The sequence below is a fragment of the Pseudomonas sp. Irchel 3E13 genome, assembly GCF_900187455.1.
Lineage (GTDB): Bacteria > Pseudomonadota > Gammaproteobacteria > Pseudomonadales > Pseudomonadaceae > Aquipseudomonas.
The window spans coordinates 317,098-329,518 of record NZ_FYDX01000003.1; the positions used below are offsets into that span (position 1 = coordinate 317,098).

The window sequence follows — 12,421 nt, forward strand, 5'->3', positions numbered from 1 at the left end:
AAGGCGGCCCCCACGTTACTCAGAAGAACCGGGTAATGCTCACCTTGGCATTGCGCCCCGTGCTGTAGACGTTGTTGTCGCTGAGCATCGGCACGTAATCGCGGTTGAACATGTTGTCGAGGGTGAAGTTGACCTCGGTGCCCTTCAGGTACTGCTGCTTCGGTTTCCAGCTGGCGAACAGGCCCTGGACGTTGTAGGCGTCGTTGGCGCGATGGTCCCAGGCGCTGTCACCCAGTGCGCTGCCCATGAAACCCGGTGGGTATTTGTCGCTCGGCAGACGATCGGTCTGGCGTACCCACAGGCCTTTCCAGCCCACCACCACATCCCATTCGGGAATCTTCACACCCAGACGCGCCACCCATTTCGGTGCTGGTACATCCCGCGCCCAGACATCCGGGCCCCACGGGTTGTTGTAGGCGCCTTCGTGTTTGCCGGTCATCCAGGTGTAGGAGAGGGTGCCGAACAGGTAGGTGGAATCGTAGAAGCTTTCCACCTCGAAGCCCTTGTAGGTCACGCCGTCGAGATTGCGGTAGTTGCCGATCAGGTAGTTGCCGCAGGCCTGGCTGATACTGCCGCCGGTCACGTTCTGCGCCTGGCACTCGACACCGAGGTTCTTGAAGATCTCGTCCTTGATCTTGTTGTGGAACAGGGTGGTGCGGACCTGCAGGTTGTCGTCGGCGAAGAACAGGCCGGAGAAGTCGGTGACGTTACCCGCACGCAGGGCGGTGACGCGCTCTGGATCGAGGTCGCGGCTGGTGGCGCTGCGCGTGCTGGCCGCGCTCTGTACTTCGTATTGCTCGTCGATGACCGGCGCACGCCAGGTCTTCGAATAGTCGGCGAAGAACGCAACGTCGTCGGTGGCACGCCAGAACACGGACAGGCGCGGCGACCAGCCGGTGTAGGTCTTGGCGCTGTAGTCGTGGCCAGCCGAGGCTACGTTGTAGAACGGCGCGTCGTTATCTTCGCCGCGGTTGCGCACATGGTCGTAGCGCAGCGACGGGGTTATGGTCACCTGGCCGAGGGTGATGGCGTCCTGCACGTAGGCGCTGTTGGTGTCCACTTTGCCGTGGGGCATGAAGTTCGGCTGGAAGTGGCCGTAGTTGTAGGCTGCGGTGTTTTGCGCGGTGCCCGGCATCCACATTTCGGTTTCGCGGGAGTGGCGGTGCAGTTCGGCGCCGGTGGTCAGCGAGTGCTCCAGCACGCCGGTACTGAACTGCGCGGTGTTGCGCACTTCGAAGTTGCGGTCCTTGTATTCGGTCTCCATGCGCCGGCCGCCGGTGGCGAGCTGGAAGAAGGCGTTGGGCCCGCGTTCGTCGGTCTGATCGACATCGGACTCCGAATAGCTGACTTCCAGGTTGACCAGCGGATTGTCCACCGGCTGGAAGCGGTACTTGGCCGACCAGGTGGTGTCGATGGTTTCGCGGTGGGCGAGGAAGCGGCGAATGGCGTCGCTGTAACCGTAGCGGTCGATATTGGCCTGGGTCGGCGGCGTCGAGTAGTTGGTCGACGAGTAGCGGGTCATGCGTTGGTTGTTCGAGCGCGAGTAGGACAGGCCGAGCGACTGCTCATCGGTGAGCTGGACATTCAGCTTGAACAGGCCGCCTTCCAGGTCCTGGGCGCTGTCGGGCAGGCGCTTGGGATTGATCGGGTACTGGTTGCGTGGGTCGGGCTGCGACGAGGCCAGCTTGAAATCGTCGCCGTCGCGCTTGGTCAGGTAGACCAGACCGTCGATACGGCGGTCTTCAGTGCGCCCGAACAGGGCCGTACTGTAGACCTGTTGATGGTCGTTGCTGGAGTAGCCGTATTTGACCATCGCGCCGGTGTCGCGGCCTTCCTGCAGCAGGTCCGGGGCATTTTTGGTGGTCATGTGCACGCTGCCGGCAAGGCCCGTGTTGCCCACGAACGGCGAGTGCGGGCCTTTCTCGACCTCGATGCTCTTGATCAGCTCCGGCTCGACGAACATCGTGCCTTGCTGATAGCGCTCGAAGCCGGTCTTGGTGGCGCCGTCGACGGTCAGTTGCACGTCCTCGGCGTCGCCCATGCCCCAGATATTGATCTTCTGCCCGCCGGGCATCATGGAACCGGCCATTTCCACGCCGGGCAGGGTGCTCAGCAGGGACGGCACGTTGTTCGCCTGTTCACGGTCGATATCGCGCTGGGTCAGGGTCGAGCGGCCGACGGTGGCCGGGGTCACCTGCTGGCCGTCGCCGACGATGCTCATGGCGCCGAGCTGGATGGACGTGTTGTTGTTGCCGGGAGGCGTGGTTTCGTCTTCCTTCGGGCGCACCACGTAGGTGGTGCCCACCTTGACCAGCGTGAAGCGGCTGCTGGCGAGCAGGCGGGCAATCGCTTCCTCGGCGCTGAAATTGCCGCGCAGGGCTGGCGCGGAAACGTTGCGCAGCAACGACTCGTCGAACAGCAGTTGCACTTTGGTCTGTTGCGCCACCTGGCTCAGCGAGGTGGCCAGTGGCTGGGCTGGCAACTGCAGCTCAACGGGTGCGGCCTGGGCCTGAAGGCTAAGGGCCAGGCACACGGCAAGCAGCGATGGACGGGCAGACAACGGCTTGGAAGGTCGAAACGCGCGAAACATGAAATCCCCCAGTGCGGCCAAAGGCCAGAAAAAGTCAGTGCGCAGGGCGCGGACGGGGAGGAAGACGCGGGGCGAGGAAAAACCCTCACATGCGAATGAAAAATATTCTCAGAATTTTTCAGCGGCTTGCTGCGAAGCGGTGGTTCTACTTTCCGGCGCGCTCGATTCGCATCCGCCCATCCGCCAACACGGCGGTCTTCACCGGCAGCAACGCCGGCAAGGCATTGAGCAGGGCGTCAGGGTCATGCACATCGAGATTGCCGGAAACCCGGTACTTCGCCAGCGCCGGGTCAGCCAGCAGTACCGCCGCCGGGCGGTACAGCGACAGCTCATCCACCAGGCTCGCCAGCTCGCGGTTGCGGAACGAGACATGGCCGCTGCGCCAGTCGGCGACTTCGCCGTCGCTCAGGGTCTGCCGCACCAGGTCGCCGCGGGCCAGGTTGTACACCGCGCGCTCGCGGGCACCCAGCAGCATCGGTTCGCGGCGCTCGCCCGGCGCGTCGAACGCCACCAGGCCGTGGTCCACGCTCAGCACCAGTTCCTGTTGGCCGCGGCGCAGGTCGAACGCGGTGCCCACCACCCGGACCCGGGCGGGGCCGGCATCGACGAACAACGGTCGCTCCTTGTCCGGGCTGACTTCCAGGTAGAGCTGGCCTTGATCGAGGTGCACCAGCCGCCGTTCGGCATCGAAATCGATCCGCACGCGGGAGTTGGCGTTGAGGTTGAGACGGCTGCCATCGGGCAGGGTGATGGTGCGCGGCTGGCCATCCAGACTGGCCAGTTGTTGTTCCGCCGACGCGGCTGGCTTGCCCAGGTTGCTTGCCAGCAATGCGCAGACCAGCGCTGCCGCCGTGGCCAGCGCCGGGCGCCAGTACGAGGCTTTGCGCGGGCGTAGCTGCACCGGCTTGTTCAGTTCCTTGAGGGCGGCAAGGTCGTCCCAAAGTTGCTCGAACTGATGGTATGCGCGGGCGTTTCCGGGGTGTTCCAGCCACTGGGCGAAGGCTTTGCGCGAGGCCCGCGAGCGCTCATTGCGGTTACGGGTAAACCAGCTCGCCGCCTGGGCGTCGACCGAACGGCTGTCCATGTCAGGAAGGGTCATTCTGGTTGCTCCGCAACGTTGTCACTGTCCAGGCGCTGCTTGAGGTACAGCAGCGCGGCGGCGATGTGTTTCTCCACCATGCTGACTGAAATGCCCATGCGTTCACTGATCTGTGCCTGACTTAAACCTTCGAAGCGGTGCAGCATAAGGGCTTCGCGCCGTCGCGGCGAGAGTTCGGCAAGGACAATTTTCAAATGATCCAGGCGTTGCAGGTGCTGCGCGCTGGCCATCGGGTCGCTGCTTGGGGCTTCGCAGGCCTGGGTTTGCTCCGCCGACTCGGCATGTTCGTCGAGCACCGTGTGGCGCACTTTCTGCCGCCGCCAGTGATCGCGCAGCAGGTTGCGCGCCATCTGGAACAGGAACGCGCGAGGCTGCTCCACCCGGGCTTTGTCGCGGTAACCCAGCCATTGGGTGAAGACGTCCTGGGTCATGTCCGCGGCATCGCTGGCGTTGTCCATGCGCTTGCGCAGGAAATGCAGGATGTCGCTGTAAAACCCATGGCAGGTTTCTTGCGCGAAAGGATCGGGTTTGGGGCGGCGCATGCGAGCTTTCCAGGAAAGTGCCGGAGAGAAAGGTCGCAAATGTTATCGAGAATTATTGTTATTTACTATGGGTGTTTCAGCATGTTCCTGCCGCGGGCGTCTTTCAGCGGCGCCGCCGGGTGATTGGCGCGGGGGCCGGCACGTTCAGTTCGGCACGGCCGAGCGGGTGACTGCTGGCATCGAAGAAATGCAGGGTGATCTCCGGCGATTCACCGAAGATGCGCGCGTAATGCTGCTTCTGGCTGATGATCGAGGCGTCGTTCAACGGCAGGATCGCGATCGCCAGATGGGCCGGACGGGCCTGCTGGATCGCCCGCAGCAGATGGCTGTCGGCGCGATCAAGGTGATGGCCAAAAATACACAGGCCCTCATCGTGGGCGGCCAGCGCGGCGTAGCTCCAGGTCAGGTAATCCGAGGCGCGGATCGCTTGCAGCTTATGTTCGCTGGTGTCTTCGTTGACGAACAGCGGCACGTCGCCCGGCGTGTTGATGGCAAAACCGTCGAGCAACTGGCTGCCGTTGGCCGCGCGCTGACGGGTGCCGCCGTCCTGGGTCTTGAGCAGGTGCAGGCCGCCGTGCAGGTAGTGCATGCGCGTGCCTTCGCCGTGGGTGCGGCTGACGTCGAAGTGGCCTTCTTCATCGAACAACGGCTGGAAACCCTGCGGGTCGTGGCTGACGGCCCAGTGGTTGAGCAGGTCGTAGTTGCCGGAGAACACCGCGCGGTAGTTGCGCAGCTCGGTATTGATCGCTGCCAGGGTGCTGGATGGCAGCAGTTTCCACGGGATGTGCACGCTGCGCACGGCGTGGATCAGCGCTTCCTTGATCGCGTAATAGCGGTTCAGCGGCGCCGACGAACTGATCGCCAGTGCGGCGTTGACCCGCACGGTGGTGTTGAGGGCGCTGAGCACCGGCTCGAACAGTTCGCTGCCGAGGGATTTGAACAACGCCTGGTCGCTCACCCCCAGCGGCTTGTTGCGCACGCGCTGGGCCAGCTCGAACAGCGAGAAATAGCTGAACGGCCGCCAGATCGCCCGGCTGGCGCCGTTGCCCAGCAGCAGGCCGCTGCACGGGTGACGGGTGTTGAGATCCGGCCAGGAGGCGAGGGTGGCGTCGACGTCGGCGAGGGGCATGCTTGTCTCGTAGGAATCTGTTGCAAATTGGCAGGGCGGGACTGTAGCACGTCACGGGCTGTCATCCGTGTCGGCGACTATGCTCTGGGCCGGTTTTGATGAGGAGCGGTCGATGTCATTCAAGGGGATCTTTCTGGGGCTGGGCATTGCGCTGCTGGGGTTGAGCGCGCCGGTCATGGCCCGCGACGGCGCGGTGCTGGCCAAGGCGCAGGGCATTGCCTATCCGGCGGTAATCGCTCATCGCGGGGCATCGTTCGATGCGCCAGAGTCCACGGCACCGGCCTATGCACTGGCTCGCGACCTGGGCGCCGATTACCTGGAACTGGACCTGCAACGCAGTAGCGATGGCGTACTGGTGGTGGTGCACGACAATGATCTGCACCGCACCAGCGATGTGGCCGAGCGTTTTCCCGAGCGCAAGGACAGTCCGGTCAGCGCCTTCACCCTCGCCGAATTGAAATCGCTGGATGCGGGAAGCTGGTTCAACCAGGCCTATCCCGAGCGCGCCCGGGCGGCGTTCGCCGGCCTCAAGGTGCTGACGCTCGAGGAAGTGATGGACATCGCCGAAGCCAATCCTGCCCTGCGGCCCGGGCTGTACATCGAAACCAAGGTGCCGAACCTGTTTCCCGGTATCGAACAGGACCTGCGGCGCGCCTTGCAGGCCCGCGGCTGGCTGGATGTGCCGGGGCGGGTGGTGTTGCAGAGTTTCGACCGCGACAGCCTCGCGCTGCTGCACACGGCCATGCCGCAGGTGCCCAAGGTGCTGCTGTTGTGGCTGGGCAAGGGGCATATCGAGCCGATGCCAGGCCCGACCTTCGCCGAGTCGGGCGAGCGCGATAAAGCCGCCTTCCTCGCCCGCCAGCACCCCAGGGATCGCGCCGAGTTCGAGCGCTGGCTCGATCATGCCAAGGCGGCGGGCGCCGTCGGCGTCGGCCCGTCCGCAGCGTTGGCGGCGGGAGGCGAGCAGAGTTACGCCGACCTGGTGCAGCCATGGATGAACCGCATGGCTCACGACAAGGGCCTGCTGGTGCACGTCTACACCGTTGATGAGGCGGTGGATTTCCAGCGCGTCAGCGACGCCGGGGTCGATGGCATCTTCACCAATCGCACGGGTGCGCTGTTGCGCTTTTATGGGCGAGGGGTGCCGCAGGACGAGGCGATATTGTTGAAGTCCGGGGGCTATTGAGCCTCTGGTCGATTGCCCTGGAGGCGGCGTAGACTCTGGCGTCTACCTGATACGGACCTCCTCCCCATGACGCTATCGCTGCTGTTCGCCGTGCTCGCTTCCGGCTTCATTTATGGCATCACACCGGGCCCTGGCGTGCTGGCCGTGCTGGGGATCGGCGCTACCCGTGGTCGTCGTGCTGGCGCCGGCTTTTTGTGCGGTCATCTGTTGGGGGATGTGCTCTGGTGCAGCACCGCGCTGGTGGCGATTGTCGGTGCGCGGCAGATCGGCAGTTCGGTGTTCGACATCCTCGGCCTGATCAGCGGCCTGTACCTGTTCTGGCTCGGCCTGCGGGCACTGCGCAGTCGCCCGGGCGCCGCGGGTGGCGAGCAGGGCGCGGTACGCCAGCCGTTCTGGCACGGTGTGGTGTTCGGTTTGACCAATCCCAAGGCATACCCGGTGGCCGTGGCGACCTTCACCGCGCTGCTCTCCAGCCGCGCCGAAGCGCTGGACTGGTCGATGCTGCCGGCGCTGATCGCGCTGAGTTTCCTCGGTGGCCTGATGGCCTACCTGATCCTCATCGTGGTGGTCGGCGCACGGCAGGTGCGCACGGTGTATACCCGCTACGAGCTGTGGATCACCCGGGCGTGCGGGCTGATGTTCATTGGCTTTGCGGTGAATGCCTTGCTGCATGCGCTGCCGGGGCTGCTGCCGCGGCGCGGCTGATGTAGGAGCGAGCTTGCTCGCGATCTGGTGTGTACGGGATCGCGAGCAAGCTCGCTCCTACAGGGTTTGTGTCCGCCATCCTCAAGGCAGATCAGGCACCGGCGCTACGCGCCCGGCATCCTCTTCATCCCGTCTGACCTTGTTGCGCCACAACCGGTACGCGCGGATCCCGGCGCGTACCGAGCCATACAGCAGATGGTTGTCCATCTCCCGCGCCAGGCCCGAGCGCACCAGCATCCTGAGGAAATTCCCGCGGGCCCGGGCGATGCCCATTTCGATGCCCTGGGCATTCAAGGTATCCCGCACCTCGCGCAACGCCGCGATGCCACTGACATCGATGGAACTCACTGCCTCGGCATCGAACAGCACGGCCTTCGGCTCGGGCTCGCGCTGCACGGCGTCGAGCAGGCGCATCTTGAAGTAGTCGGCGTTGAAGAACAGGATCGCGTCGTCGAAGCGATACACCACCAGGCCCGGTACGGTGCGGGCGTCCTTGTGGCGGCTGATGTCCACTTGGCCCTCGACCCCCGGCGCCCAGCCGAGCACCGCGTCGGTGGGCTGATAGATGCTGTAGAGCAGGCGCAGGATCGCCAGGGTCACGGCGATGATGATCCCCGGCAACACACCAACGCCGAGCACGCCGATGGTGGTGAACACGCACAGGAAGAATTCGAAGCGGCTTAGCGCCCAGATCTTGCGCAGCGACTGCACGTCGATCAGGCCCCAGCCGGCCATCAGCAGCACCGCGCCCAGCGCCGCCTGCGGAATCCAGGCCATGGGCGTGGTGAAGAACATCAGGATCACGGCGATCACCAGCGCGGCGATGATCCCCACCAACTGGCTCTTGCCGCCGACCATGTCGTTGACTGCGGTGCGCGAGTCGGCGCCGCTGATGGCGAAGCCCTGCGACACCCCGGCGGCCAGGTTCGAGACGCCCAGCGCAACGAACTCATGGTTGGCGTTGATCGCGTAGCCGTGCCGAGCGGCGAAGCTGCGGGCGGTGAGCATGGCGCTGCAGAAGCTCACGGTGGCGATACCCAGGGCGTCGCGCAGCAGGCTTTTCATTTCTTCCAGCGAGGTCTGCGGCCAGGCCAGTTCCGGCATGCCGCCGGGCACATGGCCGAGCACCGCGACGCCGTACTGGTCGAGGCCGAACACACCGGCGATCAGGGTGAACACCGCCACCGTCACCAGCGCCGAGGGCAGTTTGGGGTAGCGTCGCGGCAGCCAGATCAGCATGGCCAGGCCGGCGAGGCCGATGATCAGGGTCAGCCAGTGGATCTCGCCGACCCGCTCGAAGAAGTTGATCAGGCTGAGGATGAAACCGTTGCCCTCGATCTTGAAGCCCACCACCTTGCCCAGTTGCCCGGCCAACAGGCTCAGGCCGATCCCGTTGAGGTAGCCGATCAGAATGGGTCGCGAGAAGAAGCTGGCGATAAACCCGGCCCGTGCCACACCCGCGGCGATCAGCATCAGCCCCACCAGCACCGTGACCACCACCGACAACTGCATCAGCCGTTGCGGATCGCCCATGGCCAGCGGCGCGATCGCCCCGGCGACCATGGCGCAGGTGGCCGCATCCGGGCCGACCATCAACTGCCGCGAACTGCCCACCAGCGCATAAACGATCATCGGCAGGATGCACGCATACAGGCCCACCTGCGGCGGCAGGCCGGCGATCTGCGCGTAGGCGATGGCGATGGGAATCTGGATGGCGGCGACCGAAAGGCCAGCCTGCACGTCCGGGCGGAACCACTCGCGACGGTAATGCAGCAGGTTGGCCAGGCCCGGAAGCCAGCGGGAAAGAAACATGATCAGGTCCTTTTGATGTATCGGGCAGACGCTAGCGCAATACCTCGACGCCCGGCGCGTCCTCGGGGGGACGGTCGGGGTCGTGGACAGCATTTGGCCAGCATCCTATACCCTGAGCAGTTGTGAGGCCAATCTGAAGCGGTTGTTGTGGTTTTTAGAGCCTCATCACTCCGCCCACTCCGGATCCCCGGTAAACACCACCGTCAACCACCGATCCGGCCCTTCACCGCCAATGGCATTGCCGATCTCATCCCGCCACGCGTCCCACTCGGCGATGTTTCGGGCGGGCATGGTCCGGGGCACGATGAAGTACAGCTCGATTTCCCGCGACCGCCCGACCTTCGCCACATAGGCCCGGTACGACAGCATGCTGTGGCGCTCGACAAAAGCCTGGGCGACTTCATCGACGTGTTGTTTCAAATCGGCCGGTGTCACCAGGAACATGTCCGCCAGCGCCTGGCGCACCACCGAGATCGGCATCGGGATGATCACCACGCAGACCAGCGCCAGCACCGCCGGGTCGATGTACGGCGACAGCCATTCCCAGCGCGTTCCCTGGACCGCGAGGCCGAAGCAGAACGCAATCAGCAGCGCGGCGGTGATGCTTGCCGACATGACCCAGCCTTTCACGTCCATCGCCACGAAGTCCGAGCGGATCTTGCGGTTGGCGCGGGCTTCGAGGATGGCGATGGCCAGGCAGGCACTCACGGTGACCACGGCGTACACCAGTGCCACGCCGAACTCCAGGTCTCGACCGCCTTCGAGCAGGCTGCTGGCGGCGTTGATCAGTGCATACAGCGCCACGCCGGTGAGGAGGATGCCATTGAGCGCCAGGACCATCGGTTCCAGGTGCCAGAAGCCCATGGTGAAGCGCTCGCGCAGCTTGCGCGACATGCGTTCGGTGCGGGTGTGGGCGGTGATCAGCTTGACCACCACGAGGGACAAGCCGCTCATGCTGGCATCGACCATCGAGTAGACACCATCGAAGACGATGGAGAACGAGCCTGAGGCGAGGCCGAAGCCGATGCCGATTGCGGCGATGAATAAAGTGACGACGATGGACGTGCGCAGCACGCCCTGTTCGCTGGTCAGGTCAAAAAAACGCGTACCCATCTAATCGGGGCTCCCATGATTTCCGGGCGTCCACCACGGCACGCCCGATTTGTTGCTGGTCATATCCTAGACCCGGAATTGCTCCATCAAAGCTTGTTGTTGGTTGGCGAGACGGTTCAGTGCCTGGCTGATGCGCGCCGACTCATCGGCCTGCCCGGACAGCGACTCGGTCACGTCGCGAATCCCGGCGACGTTGCGGTTGACCTCCTCGGCCACGGCGCTCTGCTCTTCCGCGGCCGAGGCGATCTGCAGGTTCATGTCGCTGATCACTGTCACCGCGTCGCCGACCCGTTGCAGCGCGGGCACCGCCTGTTCCATCCGGGTCGCGCTGTCCTTGGCCTGGCGCTGGCCTTCGTGCATGGCGTCGACCACGTCCTGGGTGCCGAGCTGCAACGCCTCGATCACATGGCGAATCTCTTCCACCGAAACCTGGGTGCGCTGGGCGAGGTTGCGCACTTCGTCGGCGACCACGGCAAAACCGCGACCCGCCTCGCCGGCGCGGGCGGCCTCGATGGCGGCATTGAGGGCCAGCAGGTTGGTCTGTTCAGCGATGGCGCGGATCACGTCGAGCACCGAGCCGATTTCCTCGCTGCGTCCGGCCAGGGCGCGGACCCGGTCCATGGCCAGGTCCATGTCGGCGGCCAGCCGGTCGATCGATTCGCGGGTGACCGCCACCAGTTCCAGGCCCTCGCGGGTCGCCTGGTCGGCGCCGCGCGCGGCATGAGCCGCCTGTGACGCGTTGTGGGCGACGTCATGGGCGGTGGCGCTCATTTCGTTGGCGGCTGTCGCCACCTGTTCGATTTCCCGTTGCTGTAGCTGCATGCCGCCGCTGGTTTGACTGGCGATGGCGGCGGACTGGTCGGCGGTGCCGCGAGCCTCGTGCAGTGATTCCTTGACCTGGATGATCACCGGCTGGAGTTTGTCGAGGAAGCGGTTGAACCAGCCGCTCAACTGGCCCAGTTCGTCTTCGCGGGTGTAGTTCAGGCGCTGGGTGAGGTCGCCGTCGCCGCTGGCGATGTCGCGCAGGCGCTCGGACACCGCGAGGATCGGCCGGGTCACGCTGCGCGCGGTCAGCCAGACCAGCAGCAGGCCGACCACCGCGGCGGCGATGGCGATCAACAGGCTGGTGAGGTTGGCCGCCTGGTTGTGGGCGGCCAGACGTTGATTGAGGGCGATGGCGGGCGCCTGCAGCACCGCTTCCGGTACTTCCAGCAGCACCTGCCACGGCGCCGCGCCGGGAATGGGCGCGAAGGGGCGGGTGATGTGCATCTCGCCATTTTCCAGGCGCTCTACCGTTTTGCCGGAGCGGATCGCGGTAACCAGTTCGCCTGCCAGCGGGCCGAAGGCCTGTTCCAGGGTCTTGCTCAGTTGCGTGGCGTCGCGGCTGTAGCCGGCCAGCAGCCCGGCGGGGCTGACGATGCTGACCTGGCCCTGGCCGTCGAACAGCTCCTTGCGGCTGTCGAGGCTCAGTTGTTGCAGATTGTCGAGGCCGATATCCAGGCCGATCACGCCGATGACCTTGCCGTCTTCCAGCAAGGGCAGGGCGATGCTGGTCATCAATACCTGGCGCCCGTTGACCTCGTCGAAATAAGGATCGAGCACGCAGGCCCGGGCGGTATCCAGCGGGCAGGTGAGCCAGCGGTTGTAAGGCGAACCATTGGCGGCGGTGCTGGTGTCGGCCAGCATCGACTCGGGCATCGCTTCCGATTCCAGTGTGCCCGGCTTGGGCTGCGACCAATACAGCGAGAAGCGGCCACTGTCGTTGCTGCCCAGGCTGTCCTGTCCGGTGAAGCGGGCATCCTGATGGTCCAGCGCGCCGGGCTGGAACACCAGGTACAGGCCGATCAGGTCGGGATTGCCGGCCAGCGCGGTGCGCGCCTGGCTGACCAGCTCGCCGCGCAGGTCGGCGTCGCCGCGAGTCTTGAGGACCTGGACCACGCGGGCGAAGCCATTGCCGTACTGCCAGGCATCCATGAAATAACGCTGGATCCGCAGCGCCTGGGTTTCGCCGTGGGCCTGCAGGCGCAGGCGGGCGTTTTGGTCGAGCAGCTCGGTGTTGGCCGCGAACACCTGCTCCGCGCTGCGCCGGGCCTGGGTCAGCGAGGTGAGCATCAGGAACACGATGATGGCCGAAACGCACAGGCCGGTAAGGAGAATGATCTTCCACTGAATGGAGAGGCGGCGCGGGAACATGGGGTGATTTCCTTCTCGATCATGAGCAACGCCCGCTCAGCGGCGGGCGTTG

9 protein-coding genes and 1 pseudogene are annotated in these 12,421 nt (G+C 65.0%); 2 read left to right on the forward strand and 8 right to left on the reverse strand.

Annotated elements, in window-relative coordinates:
* Positions 1-19: 19 nt before the first annotated feature.
* The 4 genes from CKW37_RS06245 to CKW37_RS06260 form a co-directional block, all read right to left on the reverse strand.
* Positions 20-2,590 carry a TonB-dependent receptor gene (locus CKW37_RS06245; protein WP_095154807.1) on the reverse strand — a complete coding sequence of 857 codons (2,571 nt, stop codon included), beginning with the start codon at positions 2,588-2,590 and terminating at the stop codon, positions 20-22.
* A gap of 145 nt (positions 2,591-2,735) precedes the next feature.
* Positions 2,736-3,689 carry a FecR domain-containing protein gene (locus CKW37_RS06250; protein WP_095154808.1) on the reverse strand — a complete coding sequence of 318 codons (954 nt, stop codon included), beginning with the start codon at positions 3,687-3,689 and terminating at the stop codon, positions 2,736-2,738.
* Positions 3,686-4,231, reverse strand: coding sequence for an RNA polymerase sigma factor (locus CKW37_RS06255; protein ID WP_095154809.1), 546 nt, complete (start codon positions 4,229-4,231; stop codon positions 3,686-3,688). Before CKW37_RS06255 ends, CKW37_RS06250 begins: the two co-directional genes overlap by 4 nt.
* Positions 4,232-4,334: 103 nt before the next feature.
* On the reverse strand, positions 4,335-5,360 hold the full coding sequence (locus tag CKW37_RS06260) for a DUF4917 family protein (RefSeq protein ID WP_095154810.1): 1,026 nt from the start codon (positions 5,358-5,360) through the stop codon (positions 4,335-4,337).
* Positions 5,361-5,472: 112 nt separating this feature from the next.
* On the opposite strand from CKW37_RS06260, the gene CKW37_RS06265 reads away from it, so the two are divergent.
* Positions 5,473-6,546, forward strand: coding sequence for a glycerophosphodiester phosphodiesterase (locus CKW37_RS06265; protein WP_095154811.1), 1,074 nt, complete (start codon positions 5,473-5,475; stop codon positions 6,544-6,546).
* 66 nt (positions 6,547-6,612) lie between these two features.
* Positions 6,613-7,251 (forward strand): LysE family translocator, encoded by a 639-nt coding sequence (locus CKW37_RS06270; RefSeq protein ID WP_095154812.1) that lies wholly within the window; start codon positions 6,613-6,615, stop codon positions 7,249-7,251.
* 81 nt (positions 7,252-7,332) lie between these two features.
* Here CKW37_RS06270 and CKW37_RS06275 read toward each other — a convergent pair whose 3' ends face one another.
* From CKW37_RS06275 to CKW37_RS33535, 4 genes and pseudogenes are all read right to left on the reverse strand, one after another.
* Positions 7,333-9,063, reverse strand: a complete 1,731-nt coding sequence (locus tag CKW37_RS06275; RefSeq protein ID WP_095154813.1) for a SulP family inorganic anion transporter — start codon at positions 9,061-9,063, stop codon at positions 7,333-7,335.
* A gap of 165 nt (positions 9,064-9,228) precedes the next feature.
* Positions 9,229-10,176: a cation diffusion facilitator family transporter gene (locus tag CKW37_RS06280; protein WP_095154814.1), complete on the reverse strand. Its 948-nt coding sequence runs from the start codon at positions 10,174-10,176 to the stop codon at positions 9,229-9,231.
* A gap of 66 nt (positions 10,177-10,242) precedes the next feature.
* On the reverse strand, positions 10,243-10,998 hold the full coding sequence (locus CKW37_RS33530) for a methyl-accepting chemotaxis protein (RefSeq protein WP_371864275.1): 756 nt from the start codon (positions 10,996-10,998) through the stop codon (positions 10,243-10,245).
* Between the two features lie 102 nt (positions 10,999-11,100).
* Positions 11,101-12,369: pseudogene (locus tag CKW37_RS33535) on the reverse strand (HAMP domain-containing protein); the annotation flags it as partial.
* Between the last annotated feature and the right edge of the window lie 52 nt (positions 12,370-12,421).